The 18704-nt window shown below is 62.8% G+C and carries 21 protein-coding genes and 3 pseudogenes; 8 read left to right on the top strand and 16 right to left on the bottom strand.

Features of this window, described 5'->3' with window-relative positions; translation table 11 throughout:
- Together EOA49_RS33590 and EOA49_RS22075 are read left to right on the top strand one after the other, a co-directional pair.
- A pseudogene (locus EOA49_RS33590) lies at positions 1-147 on the top strand (uracil-DNA glycosylase family protein); the annotation flags it as partial.
- A gap of 108 nt (positions 148-255) precedes the next feature.
- Positions 256-747, top strand: coding sequence for an Lrp/AsnC family transcriptional regulator (locus tag EOA49_RS22075; RefSeq protein WP_095810851.1), 492 nt, complete (start codon positions 256-258; stop codon positions 745-747).
- Positions 748-787: 40 nt separating this feature from the next.
- Here EOA49_RS22075 and EOA49_RS22070 read toward each other — a convergent pair whose 3' ends face one another.
- The 12 genes and pseudogenes from EOA49_RS22070 to moaA form a co-directional block, all read right to left on the bottom strand.
- Positions 788-1360 (bottom strand): DUF3299 domain-containing protein, encoded by a 573-nt coding sequence (locus EOA49_RS22070; RefSeq protein ID WP_066992741.1) that lies wholly within the window; start codon positions 1358-1360, stop codon positions 788-790.
- A 67-nt stretch (positions 1361-1427) separates the two neighbouring features.
- A pseudogene (locus EOA49_RS22065) lies at positions 1428-2131 on the bottom strand (DNA alkylation repair protein).
- A 6-nt stretch (positions 2132-2137) separates the two neighbouring features.
- Complete coding sequence (locus EOA49_RS22060; RefSeq protein ID WP_127241350.1) at positions 2138-3007, bottom strand: NAD(P)-dependent oxidoreductase; 870 nt, start codon at positions 3005-3007, stop codon at positions 2138-2140.
- A gap of 117 nt (positions 3008-3124) precedes the next feature.
- The gene (locus EOA49_RS22055; protein ID WP_127241351.1) at positions 3125-3949 is read right to left on the bottom strand and encodes an ABC transporter permease; all 825 of its coding nucleotides are present in this window, start codon (positions 3947-3949) and stop codon (positions 3125-3127) included.
- A complete protein-coding gene (locus EOA49_RS22050) occupies positions 3946-4662 on the bottom strand; it encodes an ABC transporter permease (RefSeq protein WP_066992752.1) in 717 nt (238 codons plus the stop codon). Before EOA49_RS22050 ends, EOA49_RS22055 begins: the two co-directional genes overlap by 4 nt.
- A gap of 79 nt (positions 4663-4741) precedes the next feature.
- Entirely contained in the window at positions 4742-5527 is a 786-nt protein-coding gene (locus tag EOA49_RS22045) for an ABC transporter substrate-binding protein (protein WP_066992755.1), read from the bottom strand.
- A 153-nt stretch (positions 5528-5680) separates the two neighbouring features.
- Complete coding sequence (gene mobB, locus EOA49_RS22040; RefSeq protein WP_127241352.1) at positions 5681-6196, bottom strand: molybdopterin-guanine dinucleotide biosynthesis protein B; 516 nt, start codon at positions 6194-6196, stop codon at positions 5681-5683.
- On the bottom strand, positions 6193-6825 hold the full coding sequence (gene mobA / locus EOA49_RS22035; protein WP_127243342.1) for a molybdenum cofactor guanylyltransferase MobA: 633 nt from the start codon (positions 6823-6825) through the stop codon (positions 6193-6195). The genes mobB and mobA overlap by 4 nt, the downstream gene beginning before the upstream one ends.
- Positions 6826-6830: 5 nt before the next feature.
- Entirely contained in the window at positions 6831-7751 is a 921-nt protein-coding gene (locus EOA49_RS22030; protein WP_127241252.1) for a DMT family transporter, read from the bottom strand.
- 122 nt (positions 7752-7873) lie between these two features.
- Positions 7874-8229: pseudogene (locus EOA49_RS22025) on the bottom strand (hypothetical protein).
- A gap of 113 nt (positions 8230-8342) precedes the next feature.
- A complete protein-coding gene (locus EOA49_RS22020) occupies positions 8343-8837 on the bottom strand; it encodes a hypothetical protein (protein ID WP_095777694.1) in 495 nt (164 codons plus the stop codon).
- A gap of 54 nt (positions 8838-8891) precedes the next feature.
- On the bottom strand, positions 8892-9887 hold the full coding sequence (gene moaA / locus EOA49_RS22015) for a GTP 3',8-cyclase MoaA (RefSeq protein ID WP_095825398.1): 996 nt from the start codon (positions 9885-9887) through the stop codon (positions 8892-8894).
- Positions 9888-10080: 193 nt separating this feature from the next.
- Between moaA and EOA49_RS22010 the strand changes: the two genes are divergently transcribed.
- Positions 10081-10434 carry a DUF971 domain-containing protein gene (locus EOA49_RS22010; protein WP_066989863.1) on the top strand — a complete coding sequence of 118 codons (354 nt, stop codon included), beginning with the start codon at positions 10081-10083 and terminating at the stop codon, positions 10432-10434.
- Positions 10435-10518: 84 nt separating this feature from the next.
- Positions 10519-11130 (top strand): pyridoxamine 5'-phosphate oxidase family protein, encoded by a 612-nt coding sequence (locus EOA49_RS22005; RefSeq protein ID WP_127241251.1) that lies wholly within the window; start codon positions 10519-10521, stop codon positions 11128-11130.
- Positions 11131-11149: 19 nt separating this feature from the next.
- Here EOA49_RS22005 and EOA49_RS22000 read toward each other — a convergent pair whose 3' ends face one another.
- Positions 11150-11602: a MarR family transcriptional regulator gene (locus EOA49_RS22000; RefSeq protein ID WP_067320018.1), complete on the bottom strand. Its 453-nt coding sequence runs from the start codon at positions 11600-11602 to the stop codon at positions 11150-11152.
- A 47-nt stretch (positions 11603-11649) separates the two neighbouring features.
- On the opposite strand from EOA49_RS22000, the gene EOA49_RS21995 reads away from it, so the two are divergent.
- Positions 11650-12558: an alpha/beta hydrolase gene (locus EOA49_RS21995; RefSeq protein WP_127241250.1), complete on the top strand. Its 909-nt coding sequence runs from the start codon at positions 11650-11652 to the stop codon at positions 12556-12558.
- Positions 12559-12611: 53 nt separating this feature from the next.
- Here the strand turns inward: EOA49_RS21995 and EOA49_RS21990 are convergent, their stop codons facing one another.
- Entirely contained in the window at positions 12612-13013 is a 402-nt protein-coding gene (locus EOA49_RS21990; RefSeq protein ID WP_066989852.1) for a rhodanese-like domain-containing protein, read from the bottom strand.
- A 343-nt stretch (positions 13014-13356) separates the two neighbouring features.
- Between EOA49_RS21990 and EOA49_RS21985 the strand changes: the two genes are divergently transcribed.
- Positions 13357-15231, top strand: a complete 1875-nt coding sequence (locus EOA49_RS21985) for a murein L,D-transpeptidase (RefSeq protein WP_127241249.1) — start codon at positions 13357-13359, stop codon at positions 15229-15231.
- Here EOA49_RS21985 and EOA49_RS21980 read toward each other — a convergent pair.
- Both EOA49_RS21980 and EOA49_RS21975 read right to left on the bottom strand, forming a co-directional pair.
- Complete coding sequence (locus tag EOA49_RS21980) at positions 15223-15693, bottom strand: hypothetical protein (RefSeq protein WP_127241248.1); 471 nt, start codon at positions 15691-15693, stop codon at positions 15223-15225. The genes EOA49_RS21985 and EOA49_RS21980 overlap by 9 nt on opposite strands.
- Positions 15694-15806: 113 nt before the next feature.
- On the bottom strand, positions 15807-16064 hold the full coding sequence (locus EOA49_RS21975) for a PepSY domain-containing protein (RefSeq protein ID WP_066989847.1): 258 nt from the start codon (positions 16062-16064) through the stop codon (positions 15807-15809).
- 409 nt (positions 16065-16473) lie between these two features.
- Here EOA49_RS21975 and EOA49_RS21970 point away from each other — a divergent pair, with 409 nt between their 5' ends.
- Together EOA49_RS21970 and EOA49_RS21965 are read left to right on the top strand one after the other, a co-directional pair.
- Complete coding sequence (locus EOA49_RS21970; protein WP_067320029.1) at positions 16474-18258, top strand: adenylate/guanylate cyclase domain-containing protein; 1785 nt, start codon at positions 16474-16476, stop codon at positions 18256-18258.
- Between the two features lie 119 nt (positions 18259-18377).
- A partial coding sequence (locus EOA49_RS21965; RefSeq protein ID WP_206520209.1) for a hypothetical protein occupies positions 18378-18704 on the top strand: 327 nt, incomplete at its 3' end.

Genomic DNA, 18704 nt, shown 5'->3' with positions numbered 1-18704 from the left:
CAGGTCTGGGATGCTGCAGCCGGGCCGAAAGTGCTGCCGCTGCCGCATCCGTCATGGCGAAACACCGGCTGGCTGAAGAAGAATCCGTGGTTTGAAATGGATTTGCTGCCATTCCTGCGCTCGGAAATCCGCTATCGCCTCAATTAGGCATCTTGCAAGAAATCACTCGCTTTTGCCGGCATTGGCAGAATTTCTTTCTTGTGAAAGGGCCTGATAAAAAGGATTATAGCCAAACTATTCCGCTGGAGCCTTCCCATGGACCGCCTAGACAGAAAAATTCTTCGCCTCCTGCAGGAGGACGCGACGCTTGCGGTCGCCGATGTCGCCAAGAAAGTCGGCCTGTCGACCACGCCGTGCTGGCGGCGCATCCAGAAGCTCGAGGAAGAGGGCGTCATCAAGCGGCGCGTGGCCATTCTCGACCATGAGAGGGTCAATGTGCGCGTCACCGTCTTCGTCTCGATCCGCACCAATTCGCACAGCCATGAATGGCTGCGGCGCTTCTCCGAGGTCATCCAGGAATTTCCGGAGGTGGTCGAGTTCTACCGCATGAGCGGCGACGTCGACTATCTCTTGCGCGTCGTGGTGCCCGACATTGCCGCCTACGACGCCTTCTACAAGCGGCTGATCGCCAAGATCGAGATCCGCGACGTGTCGTCCTCGTTTGCCATGGAGCAGATCAAGTACACGACCGAGATCCCGCTCGACTACATGATCCTGGACAAGGAGTCGGGGGCCAACGCGGCCTGAGCAGCGCTCGCGCTTCCCGCTATGCGCGAAGTTGCGAGACCTAGTTCTTCTTTTTGTTGAGGAAATTCCACGGCGAGTTGACCGGGAGCGTGACGGCGTCCGGCACGCTGTCGACATCAGCCACCTCGGCCTTGCGCACGGTATAGCCGGACTGCACGATCAAGACGCCGTCCAGGATGAAGAGTTGGCTCTTCTCCATGCCGGGCTTCAGCACGCCGGTGACGGAGACCGGCTGGTATGCCTCCGCCATCCTGTAAGGATGCGCCGGCGTTACCAGCACGATCTGGTTCGGCGGCGGCGTCGGCATGTGGCTGCAGGCGCCGGTCCAAGGCACCAGCAGGAACTGGTAGACGAGGTCGCCCTCGCGATCGACCGGCAAGGCGTAGCCGGACAATTGAACGGTCTTGTCCTGCAGATTGAGCGACAGTGTCTCACCGTGATCGGGCAGTTTTGCCGCGATCATCGGCAGGTTGGCGTCCTCGGCGACCGCCTGCGTCGCCGGGCGCAAGTCTTTCCAGAAGATATGCGCGACGTCGGCCGCGGCGTCGGCTCTCGCGGTGGCGAGCATAAGCACGATCGCCAGCGTCGCGCTTGATCTGAAACGCCTGCTCATGGTCGTCATCCTCCGCCAGTCCCATTTCCGAAGCGAGTAAAAGCGTCGTGAGCTTACTTCGCTGAGATCAAGGTCGTGTGGTCGCGAGCCGTTCGAGCTGTTTGACATCCGAAAGTTCCTTCACCGCGTCCTTGCCGATCCAGCGTGCCGTCTTGTCGGACGACGCCGCCAGTTCTCGGCCAGCGCAAGGGCAGGGGCGTGCAGCGCCACCGACCGCTTGCCGATCTGCCGCAGCGCCCAGTTCACCGCCTTGCGGACGAAGTTGCGCGGATCGCCCGCATGCGTCTCGATCAGCGGCAGAGCAGCGAGGAAGCTCGCGTCCGGCTCCTTCTTCAGATGCACCGCCGCCCAGGCCAGCATGGCAAAGGCGGTGCGGCGGACAAATTCGCGCTCGTCCTCGGCGAATTCCTCGACCAGCTCACGCCAGAACGGTGTTTGGGCGAACAGGTCGGCAACGGTATCGACAATCTCCCAACTGTCGAAATCGGCGGCCCAGCGCCGGCATTGACCGATGTCGAGCTCCTTCGGCTCGCCGGTGAAAGCGGCCATCAATCGCGCTTCGCGAATGTCGGTGTCCCACAAGAGCAGCGACCGTTCCTGGTTCTTCTTCAGCTTGCGCACCAGCGGCCGCAGATCGGAATTGCCGACGCCGAGCGCGGTTCTCGTGTTGATGCCGAATCGCGCCATGCCGGCGCTTTTTTTCTCGCTGCCGATCGAACGCAGATGGGCGACGATCTCGTCGGCGCTCCAGCTTGGATCGGGCAGGACCATCGCCGTCTATTTTTCCAGGCGGGCGAGCAGCGAGGACGTGTCCCAGCGCCTGCCGCCCATGTCCTGCACGTCCTTATAGAACTGGTCGACCAGCGCGGTCACCGGCAGCTTGGCGCCGTTGCGGTTGGCTTCGGCGAGGCAGATGCCGAGATCCTTGCGCATCCAGTCGACGGCGAAGCCGAAGTCATATTTTCCGGCGTTCATCGTCTTGTGGCGGTTCTCCATCTGCCAGGAGCCGGCAGCGCCCTTGGAGATCACCTCGATGACCTTGTTGATGTCGAGGCCGGCCTTCTTGCCGAAATGGATGCCTTCGGCCAGCCCTTGGACGAGGCCGGCAATGGCAATCTGGTTGATCATCTTGGTGAGCTGGCCGGCGCCCACGGGTCCCATCAGCCCGACCATGCGGGCATAGGCATCGATGACCGGCTTGGCCTTGTCGAAGGCGGCCTGCTCACCGCCGACCATGACGGTCAGCACGCCATTCTCGGCGCCCGCCTGGCCGCCCGACACCGGCGCATCGAGGAAGGAAAAGCCGGCCTTGTCGGCGGCTTCGGCCAGTTCGCGCGCGACTTCGGCCGAGGCTGTCGTGTTGTCGATGAAGACAGAGCCCTTCTTCATTGCGGCGAAGGCGCCGCTGGCGCCTGTCGTCACCGAGCGCAGGTCGTCGTCATTGCCGACGCAGGAGAAGACGAAATCGTTGCCTTCGGCCGCTTCGGCCGGTGTCATCGCCAGTCTGCCGCCATGCTGGGCGACCCATTGCTCGGCCTTGGCGGTCGTGCGGTTATAGACGGTGATGTCGTGGCCGCCCTTGTTCCTGAGGTGCCCGGCCATCGGATAGCCCATGACGCCAAGACCGAGAAATGCAACCGATGCCATAAGCCTGCCTTCCAACAAAACAGAGGTTTCAGTGGCGGAAGGTCTAGGCTATGCGAAAAATTCGTCAAGGCGCGCAAAGCCGCATCGACTGATGCAGGCCCGTCCGCTGACGACGCTCTATCGTTTGAGGTGAATGGTGATCCGCCGTTCGATCCATTCGACGCCGTGACGCAGGATCTCGACCAGCACCAGGTAGACGATCGCCACCCAGATATAGGCCTGGATGTCGAAGGATTTTGCGTAGGCGAGCTTCGCGTTGCCCATCAGGTCGTAGACGGTGATGATGGCGACGATCGCGGAAGCCTTGATCATCAGGATGAGCTCGTTGCCGTAAGGCCGCAGCGCCACGATGATCGCCTGCGGCATGATCACCTTGCGCAGCGTCTGCAGCTTGTGCAGGCCGAGCGAGGCCGCGCCTTCCCACTGGCCCCGCGGAACGCTTTCGATGGCGCCGCGCAGGATCTCTGCCTGATAGGCGGCGGTGTTGAGCGAAAAGGCAAAGACGCCGCAGTAGAACGCCTCGCGGAAGAACCACCATAGTCCGACGGTTTGCAGCTCGGGGCGGAACGAGCCGATGCCGTAATAGACGAGGTAGGTCTGCACGAGCAGCGGGGTGCCGCGGAAGAAGTAGACGTAGCAATAAGCCAATCCGGAAAGGATGCGGTTCTTGGACATCCGGCCGTAGGCAACCGGCAACGAGAGAATAGCGCCCGCCACCATCGAAACGGAGACCAGCGACAGGGTGGTTGCGAGCCCCTGCAGATAGGCCGGCGCGTATCTGGCGAAGAAATCGGCGTTCCAGGCGTGGACCAGATAGGCCACGATGCCGATGCCGAAAAGGCCCCAGAGGCAGACCAGCGCGTAGCCTATGATGCGCACGCGCGGCCAGCCGCGAGCCCGGGACGGTGGCCTGTCAACCGCAATAGCCTGGCTGACGCTCATCGAGCCTCCCTCCGCCCGAGCGAGCGCTGGATATAGCCGGTGGCGACCGAGGACAGGATGGCCAGCACAAGGAAGACCAGCGCCGCGACACTGTAAAAGAGGAAGGAATGCTTGGTGACGCGCGCCGCGACACCGGCATTGCGCAGGGTTTCCGCTAGGTTGACGACCGACACCAGCGAGGTGTCCTTGAGCAGGCTGAGCCAGCAATTCTCCAGACCGGGGAAGGCGATGCGCAGCAGTTGCGGCAGGATCACCAGGCGCATCGTCTGCCATTTCGAAAGGCCAATGGCGTAGCCGCCCTCATACTGGCCCTTGGGAATGGCGCGAAAGGCGGAGAGAAAGACTTCGCTGGCGTAGGAGGAGAAGATCAGCGCCAGCACGATCATGCCGGCAATGAAGCTGTTCACGTCGATTGTCGCCTCGGGCTCGAACAGGCGGACGACATATTGCAGCAGCAGCGGCATGCCGAAGAAGAACAGGAACAGCGTCACCAGCTCGGGCAGGCCGCGAAAAACAGTGGTGTAGATGTTGGCTGCGAGCCGGAGCGCGGGCTCTTCGTGTTGCTTGGCGAAGGCGACGAAGAACCCGATCGCCAGGCCTATCGGCAATGTCGCAAGCGCCAGCGCGACCGTGACCAGCACACCAGACGCAATGTCGTCACTCCAGCCATCCGGTCCCCAACTGAGAAGTGTCCAAATGCTTTGGGCTGGCATTGGCGGGGCGTGTCTCCGTGGCGATCCCGGAATGGAGGCAGGGCGGCGAGGTGATCCTCACCGCCCTGAGCGCAAATGATTAGGACTCGGCGCCGTAGACGTCGAACTTGAAGTACTTGTCGTTGATTTCCTTGTACTTTCCGTTCTTGCGGATAGCGTCGATCGCGGAATTCAGCTTGTTGACCAGGTCGGTTTCGCCCTTGCGCACGGCAATGCCGGCGCCCGGTCCGAAGATCTCGACCGGCTGCGGCGAGGGCTGGCCGAGGATCTTGCAGCAGGCGCCGTCGGGCGAATCCAGCCACTGCTGCAGCACGACAATGTCGTCCTCGATGGCGTCAAGACGGCCATTGGCAAGGTCGGCCTGTTCCTCGGGGCTGCTCGGATAGCCCTTGATCGTGCTGTCGGTGTAGGTCTTCGAGGCATAGTTGAAGTGGGTCGTCGTGGTGGCGACGCCGATCGTCTTGCCGGCGAGGTCTTCCTTGGTCACGCCCTTGAGCGGCGAGTCCTTCGGCACGGCGATCGCCGACGGAGTGTTGTAATATTTGTGGGTGAAGTCGACCTTTTCCTGGCGCTCTGGCGTGATCGACATGGAAGCGACGATGGCGTCGAACTTGCCGGCCTGGAGCGCCGGGATGATGCCGTCCCAATCCTGCGCGACGAAGGTGCACTTCACCTTCATTTCGTCGCAGAGGGCCTTGGCGATGTCGATGTCGAAGCCGACCAGCTGGCCGTCCGAGGTCAGGTTGTTGAAGGGCGGGTACGCGCCTTCGGTGCCGATCCTCAGGGTCTTTTCCTGAGCCTGGGCGACGCCAAGTGTCAGCAGCGCGGCCGAAGCGGCAAGCGCGATACGCAGTGCAATACGCATGATAATCCTCTCATATTGTCATGGCCGCTGTCCCGTGCGGCTCTTGTGGGCGGAGCCTTTTTGACCGCCCGCTGCGCGGGATACTCCCACTCTTTGCAAGAAAAAAGCAACTGCAAAAACAACAGCAAACGGCAATCGCCGTGTGCCGCTGCGTTACTTGGCTGGACTGACGAGACCGGTCGCGCGCTCGATAAAATCGGCTATCGATTTCGTATCGTCGAGGTTGAAGACGGGCAGCTTTTCGCCTTCGACCGGAAAGTCGGCGGCGACAGCCACGATGTTCGGGTCGTTGATCGAAAGCGGCGTCCGGTCCTTGGCCTCCAGCCGTCTCGCTTCGATCTTTTGGTGTGCTTCGCGCTTGTAGCCTTCGACCAGCACGATGTCCGAGGGCGCCAGCCGCGCCAGGATGTCGTCCAGCGTTGGCTCGTCCGCGTTGCGCAGTTCGTGCATCAATGCCCAGCGCCGGCCGGAGACGATCGCGACCTCCATCGCGCCGGCCTGGCGGTGGCGGAAACTGTCTGTGCCGGGCTTGTCGATGTCGAAGTCATGATGGGCATGCTTGACCGTGGAGACCGTCCAGCCGCGCCGAACCAGTTCGGCGACCAGCTTCTCGGTCAGGGTCGTCTTGCCGGAGTTCTTCCAGCCGGTGATGCCGAACACGCGTCTCATGGCTCAAGGCTTTGCAACAGACGCTCGGCCTCCGCAAGATCGTCGGGCGTGTTGATGTTGAAGAACGGGTCGATCCGCTCGCCTCCGGCTTCGAGCATCGGAAACTCCACCTCGACAAAACCATGCCGCTCCACGAAGGCCGAGACCCGGCGATTGTCCTCCTCAACCAGGAAATGGCGCAGGGCATCGCGCAGGCCGAGCGGCCAGAGCGCGAAGGTCGGGTGCCACCTGCCGTCGGAACTGGCGACCGCGATCGCGCCCGGCCGTGCCCGAGCGGCAACGGCCAATCGCTCGACGAGATCGGCGGGGAAGAACGGCGTGTCGCCGGCCGCGCTGACCAGCGACCGGTAGCCCGTGTCCGCTGCCGCCCATTCGAGGCCGGTGAGGATGCCGGCGAGCGGGCCGGCATGGCCCTCTATCGTATCGGCAAGCACCGGAAGGTTGGTGCCGGCAAACCGTGCCGGATCGCCGTTGGCGTTGAGCACCAGCGTGGCGACCTGCAGTGTGAGACGCGCGGCGACATGCTCGATCAGCCTGACCTTGCCCAGCGAAAGCAGCGTCTTGTCGCCGCCGCCCATGCGGCGCGACTGGCCTCCCGCCAGGATGATGCCTGCAACGCTTCGATCCATCGGGCCTATATGCCGTCCGGCGCCATGTCGGGTCCAGCGCTTTCGGCGGCAGGCTGGCGCCTGCCGACGAGGCGCTCGCGGTAGAGCGCGTAGAGGCCGGAGCCGATGATGATCGCGGCGCCGACGATCATCGGCAGGTCGGGGATATCGCCGAAGATGACGAGGCCGAGCACTATCGACCAGAGCAGCGCCGTATAGCGGAAGGGCGCGATGAAGGAGATGTCGCCCGAGCGCATCGCCATGATGATGAACTGATAGCCGATGAGCACGAGCACGGCGGCCAGCGCCAGCAGCGCCGTCGACTCGGCGGTCATTGGCGTCCAGCCGCCCATCGGCGGGAGCAGCAGCGCACCCAGGATCGTCATGGCCAGCGCAGTCGCGGTCGATACCAGCATGGTCGGGATCGCTTGCGGGATGCGCTTGGTGGCGAGATCGCGCACCGCGCAGCAGGCGACGCTCGCCAGCGCCAGCAACGAATAGGCGCTGAAACCCTCGAAGCCCGGCCGCACGATGATCAGTACGCCGGCGAAGCCGACGGCAATGGCGAGCCAGCGGCGCCAGCCGACGCCCTCGCCGAAGAACAGTGCGGCGCCCATCGTCACGGCCAGCGGCAGCGCCTGCAGAACGGCGGAGACGTTGGCGATCGGCAAATGGGCAAGGGCGATCAGGAACGACACGGTCGCGCCGGCTTCGCCGGCGACGCGCAACGCGACCATCGGCTGCAGCATGGCGCGCGGATCAGCAAGCGCGCCGCGCCGCCAGGCGAGCAGACCGACGAAGAGCGAGGCGAAGGCGCCACGCACCAGCATTACCTGTGCCATGTTCATCGATTCGGATGAGAATTTGGTGATCGCGTCGTTCAAGGTGAAGCCGATCATGGCCACGACCATGAACAGTGCGCCGCGAAGATTTGGCGAAAGAGGCAAGGGCGCTTCCGGGTTATGTTCTCTCGCAAGCGTCTAACAGCCAGCGGCAAGACAGCAACGTCAAAGAAATGGGCCACAGGAGGTTCCTGCGGCCCTCAATATCGGCTGCAATCCCGGAGCGATTATTTCGGTGTCAGCGTCTCGGTGCCGTTGCCGTTTGGCCGGCGATGGTCCACAGCCCGTGCAACGAGCCGTCCTTCTCCACCTTGTAGACGACGAGGCCGATTTCCTTGCCCATCACACAGCCGGCGGAAAAGGCATCATCGTTGCGCATGCAAATGCCGTCGCAGGACGAGCCGCCGGTTTCCCAATGGATCGTGCAGGTTGTGTCGCTGGTCAGTGTGATGGTTGCCTCGCCGCCATATTTCGATCCGTCGAAATTGGTGCCGGCGACAGTGTAGGTGCCACCGATCGACTGAGCGGCCGCAGGCACCAAGGCAATCCCGAGCATTGCAAGCGAAGCCAAGAATTTGCGCATGAGAATTCCCCCTGAATGCGAAAATCGCTTCATGAGGCTAGGCCGGAACAAGTCGGCGGTAAATCGGGTGGAAGTCGGCGCGGATGGTTTATTTCCAGTGCGCCGAGCGCAGCTCAAGGGCCGCGCAGGCTGGCGGCGATCGCCCCGGTCAGCGGATCGTATTTCGCCTTAAGCGAGGAAGGATACTCGATCCAGACGGTGCGGATGACACCATCCTTTCCGAACAGGCGCCGTTCGTAGAAGACCTTGTCGCCCTTGATGCCAGAAACCACCGCCCAATTCTTCCCGGACTTGCTGTAAGTGATCTTGTAGCCCGGCCCGGTGTTTGCCTTTTCGTCGGCGACGAAGCCCTTCGGAGTGTCGTTGTCGATGTTATAAATGCCCGAGCAGGTCAGGCTGGCGCCGTCGGGTGCGCTCCATTGCTGCCCATCGCCGTTTTCTGGCTCGGGCAAGCGGTCGCTGAAAATCTCGTCGGGAAAGGTGCAGGACGTGCCGAAGCGCGCATTGACGTAGGTGAACGGCTTTGCGATTGCCGCTGTCGTCGCAATCGTCAGCAACGAGAAGGCGATCACCAAAGGCGCGCCCTGGACGAGATGAACACACTTCATGATGCCCCCAAGGTCCGTGACCGAGGGTGATCCTGCACCAAATCGGAGAAAAAATCAGCCGCCGGTGACGCTCATATGGCGCGATACCGAGGGTCGGCTGGTGCGGCGGTCGATGACGAAATCATGGCCCTTCGGCTTGCGCCCGATCGCCTCGTCTATGGCCTCGCCGACCAGCTCATTGCCTTCGGAGGCGCGCAGCGGCGCTCTCAGGTCGGCGGCGTCCTCCTGGCCGAGGCACATATAGAGCGTGCCGGTGCAAGTCAGCCGGACGCGGTTGCAGCTTTCGCAGAAATTATGCGTCATCGGGGTGATGAAACCGAGCCGACCGCCGGTCTCGGCGACCTGGACATAGCGGGCAGGGCCGCCGGTCTTATAAGGAATGTCGGTCAGCGTGAACTGGCGCTCAAGCGAGGCGCGCAGCAGCGACAGCGGCAGATACTGGTCCGTGCGGTCGGCGTCGATCTCGCCCATCGGCATGGTCTCGATGACCGTCAGATCCATGCCGCGACCATGCGCCCAGCGCAGCATCTCCGGTATTTCAGCGTCGTTGAAGTCGCGCAGCGCCACGGCATTGAGCTTGACCTTCAGGCCCGCCGCTTGCGCGGCGTCGATGCCTTCCATGACCTTGCCGAGATTGCCCCAGCGGGTGATCTGGCGGAATTTGTCGGCGTCGAGCGTGTCAAGCGAGACGTTGATGCGCTTCACGCCGCAGTCGGCGAGCTCGGCGGCAAAGCGCGACAGCTGCGAGCCGTTGGTGGTGAGCGTCAGCTCTTCCAGAGCGCCGCTCTCAAGATGCCGCGACAGCTGGCGAACCAGATGCATGATGTTCTTGCGCACCAGCGGCTCGCCGCCGGTGAGCCTGAGTTTCCTGACGCCCTTTTCGATGAAGACGCTGCAGAGCCGGTCGAGCTCCTCGAGCGAGAGCAGATCCTTCTTGGGCAAAAAGGTCATGTCCTCGGCCATGCAATAGGTGCAACGGAAATCGCAGCGGTCGGTAACCGACACGCGCAGATAGCTGATCGTGCGACCGAAAGGGTCGATCATGTCCATTGCAAGCGCTTCCGTGGCCTGAGCAGCGTCGTTATATACGGCTATGTGATACGATCCAACCGCGCATTCAAGATAGAAGCTCTCGATCTTTGGTAACATTCCCCGACCGACATTCTCTGTCGGCTGCCTTCTATCACCTTTTCGCGCTGCGCGAACCGGCGTAGGGAAGGGCGCAACGCATATAGGAAGAAACATGACGGCGCCGAAGGAACTCAGGGTCTCGAAGGACCGCAAGCTGCTCACCGTCACCTTTGCCGGGCATCAGCCGTTCGAACTGCCGGCGGAGTTCTTGCGCGTGGCCTCGCCTTCTGCCGAGGTGCAGGGCCATTCGCCGGATCAGCGCGTGACTGTGCCCGGCAAGCGCAATGTCGCGATTCTTAAGATCGAGCCGGTCGGCAATTACGCGGTGCGCATCACCTTCGACGATTTCCACGACACCGGCATCTTCACCTGGAACTATCTTCACACGCTCGGGCATGAAAAGGACGAGCGCTGGAACGCCTACCTCGCCGAGCTGGCCGAGAAGGGGCTCAGCCGCGACCGCTAGCCTGGCGCCAAGACGTTTGACTGGGTGTCGTCAAAGCGTCATGGACATAGAGTAGCGCCGGCAAAAGGTCAGGAGGCGGAAAAGATGTCGCTCATCACATCGGTCGAACAGCTCGAAGCCCTCTACGGCCTGCCTGGCGAGGCCTCCGTCGTCAAGGAGCTTGACCATGTGATCCCGGAGTATGCAGCCTTCATCGAAGCCTCGCCTTTCGTGGCGCTGGCGACCTGCGGGCCGGAGGGGCTGGACTGCTCGCCGCGCGGCGATCTCGCCGGCTTCGTGCGCCTCCTGGACGAAAAAACGCTGATGATGCCCGACAGGCGCGGCAACAACCGCGCCGATTCGCTGAAGAACATCATTCGCGATCCGCGCGTCGGGCTGCTCTTCCTTGTGCCGGGCTCCGGCACGACGCTGCGCGTCAACGGCCGCGCCCATATCACAGCCGATGCCGAGCTTTGCGCGTCCTTCATGGTCGATGGCAAGCCGGCACGGTCGCTCACCGTCATCGCCGTCGACGCGGTCTATTTCCAGTGCGCCCGAGCCATCGTGCGCTCGGAGCTCTGGAACCCGGCAAAGCATGTCGACCCGAAGTCGCTGCCGACGCCCGGCCAGATCCTCGAGATCACCAGCCGCAGGAATATCAATGGCGCCGCATATGACAAGGAATGGCCGGAGCGGGCAAAGAAGACGATGTGGTAGCGGCCTCGAGAGCGCCCGGTCAGGCCTCCTTCAGGACGTCGGCGATCTTGCGCATCTGCTCGCCGATCATGTCGCACTGCTCCGGCGTCGACTGGCTCATCGCCTTCTCGATGAGCGCCATATGTACTTTCAGCGCCCGCATCAGCAGGGCCTCGCCGGCTTCGGTGAGGTTCAACCGCAGCACGCGTTTGTCCTTTTCGTCGCCTTCGCGCCGCAACAGGCCGCGGGCTTCCAGTTGCGGCAACAGCATCGTGATGTTCGAGCGGCCGACCAAGAGCTTGCGGGCAAGGTCGTGCTGCGACATCCCGGGATGACGGTAGAGGTTCATCAGCACGTCGAGCTGCGCCGGTTTGAGATCGAGCGGCGCGAGCTTCACCGCCAGCGTGCGCTCCAGCACATGGCAGGCGCGCGCCACCGCAACCCAGTTGCGGAAGCGCGGATTGTCCCAGGGCAGCTCTTGCTTAATGTTCATGTTTGAACTATTATGTTCATGCTTGAACGAATGGTTGGACCGACACTATGGCATCATTTGGATTGAAGGTCATCCGAGGCGTCTTCGGCGCGGCCGAGCATGTCGCGCCGCGTCTCAGTGGCCGCGCCGCGTTCGAATTGTTCTGCCGGACGCCAAACGTCAAGGCCTTGAGCGATGGCGAGCGCCGCGCAGTCGAGCGCGCTGCGGGTTTCATGGCCGAGGCGCGCCATCACCGGCTGAAGACGAAGGCGGATTGCGTTGCGGTGCATGAGTTCCGGCCGGGGCCGGGCAGGGGCTCCCGCGGCACCGTGCTCGTCATCCATGGCTGGCGCTCGCGCACCGAATATATGCGAACTCTGATCGATGGGTTTCGCGACGCCGGCTACAAGGTGGTCTCGCTTGACCTGCCGGGCCACGGCCATTCGCTCGGGCGACATCTCAATATGGTGACCGCGGTCGACGCCGTGCGAGTCGCAGGCGAATGGTTCGGCCCGTTTGCCGCCGCCGTCGGCCATTCCTTCGGCGGCGCCGTCGCCGCCAATGCGGTTGCCGCTTCGGTGAAAGGCATGCCGCCGCTTGCGGCCGAGAAACTGGTTCTAATCGCGGCGCCGAGCTCGCTGCCGGCGATCTTCGACGATTTCAGCCACCGGCTCAATGTCGGGCCGCGCTCCCGGGTCGCCATGGCGGATCGGGTGAAGCATTTGTCGGGACGGCCGCTCAGCGATTTCACGGGCGACCGCCAGCTCGCCGAGGCTCCGGTGCCGACGCTGATCATCCATGCGCCGGACGACCGCGAAGTCCATGCCGATCACGCAAAACGATATGCGGGAGCCGGCGATCATGTGAGCTTGCATTGGGCCGAAGGGCTTGGCCACCGCCGCATCCTTGCCGACAAGGATGTCGTCGCGCGCGCCGTGGGCTTCGTCGCCGAGGAACGGCAACCGGCGCTGCATTGAAAATGACTGCGGGAGACGCCTGCTGGCGTCTTCCGTCCGTAGTTGCGAATGGCTCAGTCGGCCTTCTTCTTCTGCCCTGGCTCGACCGGCAGGCCGGCAGCCTTCCAGGCTGTGTAGCCGCCAAGGATGTGTTTGACCGGGGCGAGACCCATGTCCTGCGCCGTCTTGGTCGCCAGCGCCGACCGCCAGCCGCCGGCGCAGAAGAAGACGAAGGTCTTGCCGGAGGCGAAGAACGGCTTGTGGTAAGGGCTTTCGGGGTCGATCCAGAATTCGAGCATACCGCGCGTCACATGCTTGGCGCCGGGAATCTTGCCGTCGCGCTCGACCTCGCGGGGGTCACGTAGGTCGACGAAGATGGTGCCGTCATCCTCCAGCAGCCCGGCAGCTTCCTCAGGCGAAACCACCTCGATCTCGGCATTCGCTTCGTCGAGAAGTTCGCGATATCCCTTCTTCACTGCGCATCCTCCAGGCCATGGCTCGCGCCCGCCGGAATTTCGATCACAAAGACTGCTGTTTGTCACCGGCCGATGTTTGTCAGGAGGGAAGGTCGGCCATGGTCGCCAAGGCCGCACAGCGCCAACGCCTGATTGTTACCGAGGCGTCTGAAACCGGGAGCCGCCCTGCCGCATTGTGTCTCACAGGATGTGAAACTGTTCTGCAACACGGTCGCGAAAATTTATGGAAGCTTAACGGAATCAGTATGAATCGGTACAGTCGCGCATTACATCCGCCATGCGGAGGGCGGGACCGTCTAGCGGCGCGGAACGGGAAACCGGTTTCAACCGGTGCGGGTGAAGCATGAAAATCCTCGGGAACAAAATGGCCGTCATGCCGATCGCGATCGCGACGGCGCTTGCCTTCGGCCAGCAGCCGGCGAGCGCGCAGGGGCTGTTCGACATGCTGTTCGGCGGCGGCATCCGGCACAATTCCCAAGGAGAATTTCCGCCGCCGCCGAAGCCGCGCAAGGTGCAGCCTGGCACAGGCGGTAGCGTCAGGATCAGCAGCCCGACCTACAATACCTACAGGGCCGACAAGCTTGTGCGCGTCGACTTCAAGTCGCTGCTGCCCGCTCCGCCGCCCGCGACCGCGCAAGATGCCGCCTTTGTGCCCTCCGTAACCGGAAGCGCGTTCCGCGACGCGCTGGCGGGCCTGAGCGATTATGAACTCTTTGCCGAGCCCGATATCGCCAAGGCGCTCATCGCCTACTATTCGGCCAATCCGGATTTCATCTGGGTGACAGGGGATGCACCCAACAGCAGGGCGCAGGATGCCGTGCGGGTGCTTGGCGGAGCGGCGAGCTATGGCCTGACGCCTGCCGATTATTCCGTCGATGTTCCTGCGGCGGCCACGAATGCCGCCTTGCCCGAAGCGCGGACCAAGGAACTGGTTCGCTTCGAGATGGCGCTATCGGCGCGCGTGCTGCGCTACGCCCATGACGCCCAGAGCGGCCGAGTCGATCCGAACCGCATGACCGGCTATTACGATTTTCCGGCCAAGCCGCTCGATCTCGAAGGCGTGCTGAAGACGCTGGCGCACACGCAAGAGGTGCGCACCTATCTCGAATCGCGGCACCCGCAGAACCCTGAATATCAGGCGCTGCGCGTCGAGTTGGAGTCGCTCCAGGCAAGCGAGGAGAACGAGATCGTCGTCGATCCGAAGCTGCTCCTGAAGCCCGGTGAAAGCAGCCCGGAACTGCCCAAGCTTTTGACTTTGATCGCGCGCAACCTCGATGACGAGATGGGCGGTGACTTTGGCGAGACCCTCGCCCGGCTCGGCAAGAGCGAGCTTTACGGTCCTGACCTGGTGCCGGTGATCAAGGCGGTGCAGAAGCGGGCCGGCATGAAGGGCGACGGCGTCATCGGCCCGCGCACCGTCGCCTCGCTCGCCGGAACGTCCAAGGCGGACAAGGTCGAGAAGGTCATGGCGGCGCTTGAAGAGCTGCGCTGGCTCCCCTCCGATCTTGGCAGCCCGCGCGTCTTCATCAACCAGCCGGCCTTCACCGCAAGCTACATCGACAACGGCGAGGAGAAGCTGAAGACCCGCGTGGTCATCGGCAAGGTCACCAACCAGACCGCATTTTTCTACAACCAGATCAAGCAGGTCGACTTCCACCCCTATTGGGGCGTGCCGCAGTCGATCATCGTCAACGAGATGCTGCCGAGGCTGCGCAGCGATCCGGGCTATCTGGACCGCGCCGGCTATGAGGTGACGGATTCCAGCGGCAGGCGAGTTCCCTCTGCGGCGGTGGACTGGGGCGCCTACGGTGCCAAAATCCCGTTCAGCGTGCGCCAGCAGCCGAGCGAGGCCAATGCGCTTGGCGAGTTGAAGATCCTCTTCCCCAACAAGCACGCCATCTACATGCACGACACGCCGCAGAAGTCGTTCTTCGGGCGCGACATGCGCGCGCTGAGCCATGGCTGCATACGCCTGCAGGATCCGCGCGGCATGGCGGCCGCTGTGCTCGGCACGTCGGTCGACGACATCGCCGAGAAGCTGAAGCATGGTCATTCGACCGAGAATGTCACGCGCGTCATCCCGGTCTATGTCGCCTATTTCACCGCTTGGCCGGACATGTCCGGCAAGGTCGAATATTTCGACGACGTCTACGATCGCGATTCGAAGCTGATGCAGGCGCTGGATGCGACCGAAGCGGTGCGCGCACCGTCAACCTAAGCGCTCGATGAGCGGCCGCCTGAAAACCGGCATCACGTCCGGCAATGAGCCATAAACGAAACCGGCCACCAGCCCGGCCGCGACGATGATGCCAAGGTCGGCCCAGCGTTCCGGATCGTGCGGCGCGCCCGGCGAGAGCAGCATGAAACCGGCGGCCGCAACCACGCCGCCGAACAGCATATGCAGCCAGAAGCTCCGCAACGAGAAGACCTCGGCAATAAGCGCAAAGATCAGAGTCTGCATGCCGGTCGCCACGATCGTCAGGAAATAGACGAACATGCCAAGCGGCGGCACGACCAGCACGGCGACGGGCGTGAACTGCATCAGCTCGAAATAGCTTGGGGCGTTGGGCAGCGAGCTCAGCGCTGCATAGATCGCGACCAACGCGACCAATCCGACGAGCACCGCGATCAGATAGCCGGCGAGCACCATCAGGATGCGCTTTAGAACGTAGCCAACCATTCCCATGCACCCCCGTGCCCGCAATCATGGCGCGCAGTCAGCCATCAAACGTGCATCGACGCAAGTCTCGGATAGGGAGGCGCCGGCCCAGGTGCGGGCGGCCGTATCAGGCGTTACTTCGGTTCGCCGGTGACCGGATCGTAGGTGATTTCGACCTTGGCCTTGTCGGTTGTGTAATAGGTAACGGTATAGCCGTCGCTGCTCCAGCCGACCTCCTTGATATATTGGAAGTCGCTCCGCTTCTCGACCTTGGTCAGGATTTCCGAGAGCTTCTTGGCATTTTGCGGCGGCAGCGCTTGCGCTTCGGCCGCGAAAGCCGACCCGCCGACAAGGAAAAACGCGATACCGCTTGCCAAAAGAACACCGCGCATGACTGCCCTCAATCTCTCGTGGTGGCATGAACGCGCTGACAACTCGAATCCGGGCCCGTTGGTTCCGCCAACGGGCCGCAACGCCTTGCTCCACAGTTGGTCCGTCACGGCCGGCGCGACCTCTATTCGCGAAAGCTTAAATAAGTAAAATGGCGTGAATTCAACAAGTAAGGAGGCTTCTGCAACATCGGACTTCAGGTAACGAACGACTAACCATGGCTTGCGCCGAAACCGCCTTCCATTAGCTGTTCGTGGTAGAGCTTTTGGCCAGACCCTGTTAGAGTCCCGGACCAACAGGGTGGCAACGGCGCGCCGAGCCTGCCGGGGATCTTCCATCGGCAAACGGCGAAGTTTTTTTGGAGCGGAAGTCGCCTGTTCTGGACCGAAAACAGGGACCGGGGGCTCAACCATGGCTGAACGGAACTATACCCGTCAGCTTGCGACAATCATTTCTATCGACGCCGTTGGTTTTTCGCGGCTGATGGGCATCGACGACGAGCGCGCCGTCGCGGCCTTCGAGGAAAGGCGCGATATCATCACCGACAGTTGCGGCGCCTTTGGCGGCCGCACGTTTGGCGTTGCCGGCGACAGCATCATGGCCGAATTCGGCAATCCAATCGAAGCCTTGCGCGCGGCGTTCGATTTCCAGGACCGGATCATGGCGCTCAATGCCTCGGCCGCGGATGAGATGCGCATGCCGTTCCGGGCCGGGATCAACACCGGAGACGTCATCGTCCGCGAGGGCCGCCTCTATGGCGACGACGTCAACATTGCCGCGCGCCTGCAGGAATTCGCTCCACATGACGGTCTAGCCATCTCAGAGACGACCTGGCACCACGTGAAGGACAAAACGGCCGCGGTTTTCACCGACCTTGGCGAGTTCATGCTCAAGAACATCGCCCTGCCTGTACGTGTGCTGATCGCCGGACGCGGCGGCAACGGCGCGGCGATTGCTGCGCCCCTGGCCGCCATCCCTACCGCTCCCGTCCATGACAGACTCGCATCGAAGGGCCCGCCGGCAATCGCGGTGCTGCCGTTTCACGGCAGCAACGGAGGCGAGCCTGACGTCGGCTACATGGCCGACGGCATTGCGGAAGACATCATCTACGGCCTGTCCAACACCCGCTGGCTCTCGGTGATCGCGAAGGGCTCCAGCTTCCAGTTTCGCGACGACCAGCTCGGAACCAGGCTCATCGGCAATGCGCTTGGCGCGCGCTACATCGTCGGCGGCACGCTGGCGCGCCACAGCGGGCAGATACGCCTCAACGCCTCGCTGACCGACACGTCGAACGGGCGCCTGGTCTGGTCGCAGCGCTTCGACCGTGACCTCATCGACATCTTCAGGCTGCGCGACCAGATCGGCAGCGAGATCGTCTCGATCCTCGACAAGGAGGTCGACCGAGCCGAGCAGGTGCGCACCTTCCAGGTGCCGTGGGAAAGCCTCGAGACCTGGCAGCTGGTGCGGCGAGGCCGCTGGCACATGAACAGGCGCACGCGCAAAGACACCGAGATCGCGCTCGAATTCTTCGAGAAGGCTTACCAAGAAGATCCGAATTCCAGCGCCGTGCTGAACGAGCTGGCATGGTGGTATTTCTGGCGGGCATGGCTGCGCTTCGGCGACAGCGACGACCTGGCCAAGGTCGAAGAATTTGCGCGCAAGTCGCTCTTGATGGACAGCCTCGACGCGCGGCCGCACGCCTATCTCGGGGCGGCCGACATCATGCGCGGCCAGCCGGCATCGGCGGCGGAGCATCTGGCCGAGGCGATTCACATCAATCCGAGCTTTGCCTTCGCCCGCTCGGCAATGGGCAGCGCGCGGCTGCTGCTTGGCGATGCCGCCGGCGCGATCCCGTTCTTCCTGGATACCGAGCGGCTGAGCCCGTTCGACCTCTACCGCTTTCACAATCTGGGCGAGCTGGCTGCCGCATACTGTTTGGTCGAGGACTGGCCGGCCGCAATTGCGGTTGCCGATCGCTCGCTCAACCTTTCGCCGGGCTATTTCTACGCCAGGTTCCTCAAAATCGGCGCCTTGATGCGGAGCGGCCGTCTTGAGGAGGCCGAACGCGAACGCGCCATTCTGGCAACCAGGCATCCCGATTTTTCTGAGCAGCGGATTCGCTGGATACCGTTCGTCGATCCTGCGAAGAACAACTTCCTGATCGCGAATTTCGGCCAGGCCAAGTCCATCGCATGATTGCTGGAACCGAACACCGATGATTGTGAAAAAAATCACATACGCCGGACCGAACCAAACCTAGGCCAGACAATAGCCGGCATCGCAGTGACGTGCACAGCCGGGGGGCTCGAACGCGCATGATCAAGTTGAAGTATTTCGCTGCTGTCCGCGCTGCCCAGAAGAGCCAGCGCCCTGTCGCCGAAATGCCGCCCTTCGATATCGACCGGCTCCGCGCCAAGGGGCTTGCGTCCCGTATCGCCGGCTTCCTTTTCAACGACCCGCGCTGGCTGCTGGCGCTGCTGCGCCGCTTCTGGCCGAACCTGGCCTTCGGCAATTTCCTGCTTGTCACCAAAGGCGTCGATGTGCGCGACATTTTGGAGCGCGGCGACGAGTTCGAGACGCCGTACGGACCGGAAATGGCGGAACTGGCCAGGGGATCGAACTTCATCCTCGGCATGCAGGAC

The organism is Mesorhizobium sp. M1A.F.Ca.IN.020.04.1.1 (genome assembly GCF_003997315.1).
In the GTDB taxonomy this organism is placed as follows: domain Bacteria; phylum Pseudomonadota; class Alphaproteobacteria; order Rhizobiales; family Rhizobiaceae; genus Mesorhizobium.
This window is presented reverse-complemented; position numbering and strand designations above follow the sequence as displayed.

Coding starts and splice junctions, on each gene's coding strand:
- EOA49_RS22075 (WP_095810851.1), top strand. CDS start 256: ATGGACCGCCTAGACAGAAAAATTCTTCGCCTCCTGCAGGAGGACGCG.
- EOA49_RS22070 (WP_066992741.1), bottom strand. CDS start 1,360: ATGAGCAGGCGTTTCAGATCAAGCGCGACGCTGGCGATCGTGCTTATG.
- EOA49_RS22060 (WP_127241350.1), bottom strand. CDS start 3,007: ATGGCATCGGTTGCATTTCTCGGTCTTGGCGTCATGGGCTATCCGATG.
- EOA49_RS22055 (WP_127241351.1), bottom strand. CDS start 3,949: ATGAGCGTCAGCCAGGCTATTGCGGTTGACAGGCCACCGTCCCGGGCT.
- EOA49_RS22050 (WP_066992752.1), bottom strand. CDS start 4,662: ATGCCAGCCCAAAGCATTTGGACACTTCTCAGTTGGGGACCGGATGGC.
- EOA49_RS22045 (WP_066992755.1), bottom strand. CDS start 5,527: ATGCGTATTGCACTGCGTATCGCGCTTGCCGCTTCGGCCGCGCTGCTG.
- mobB (WP_127241352.1), bottom strand. CDS start 6,196: ATGAGACGCGTGTTCGGCATCACCGGCTGGAAGAACTCCGGCAAGACG.
- mobA (WP_127243342.1), bottom strand. CDS start 6,825: ATGGATCGAAGCGTTGCAGGCATCATCCTGGCGGGAGGCCAGTCGCGC.
- EOA49_RS22020 (WP_095777694.1), bottom strand. CDS start 8,837: ATGAAGTGTGTTCATCTCGTCCAGGGCGCGCCTTTGGTGATCGCCTTC.
- moaA (WP_095825398.1), bottom strand. CDS start 9,887: ATGGACATGATCGACCCTTTCGGTCGCACGATCAGCTATCTGCGCGTG.
- EOA49_RS22010 (WP_066989863.1), top strand. CDS start 10,081: ATGACGGCGCCGAAGGAACTCAGGGTCTCGAAGGACCGCAAGCTGCTC.
- EOA49_RS22005 (WP_127241251.1), top strand. CDS start 10,519: ATGTCGCTCATCACATCGGTCGAACAGCTCGAAGCCCTCTACGGCCTG.
- EOA49_RS22000 (WP_067320018.1), bottom strand. CDS start 11,602: ATGAACATTAAGCAAGAGCTGCCCTGGGACAATCCGCGCTTCCGCAAC.
- EOA49_RS21995 (WP_127241250.1), top strand. CDS start 11,650: ATGGCATCATTTGGATTGAAGGTCATCCGAGGCGTCTTCGGCGCGGCC.
- EOA49_RS21985 (WP_127241249.1), top strand. CDS start 13,357: ATGAAAATCCTCGGGAACAAAATGGCCGTCATGCCGATCGCGATCGCG.
- EOA49_RS21980 (WP_127241248.1), bottom strand. CDS start 15,693: ATGGTTGGCTACGTTCTAAAGCGCATCCTGATGGTGCTCGCCGGCTAT.
- EOA49_RS21975 (WP_066989847.1), bottom strand. CDS start 16,064: ATGCGCGGTGTTCTTTTGGCAAGCGGTATCGCGTTTTTCCTTGTCGGC.
- EOA49_RS21970 (WP_067320029.1), top strand. CDS start 16,474: ATGGCTGAACGGAACTATACCCGTCAGCTTGCGACAATCATTTCTATC.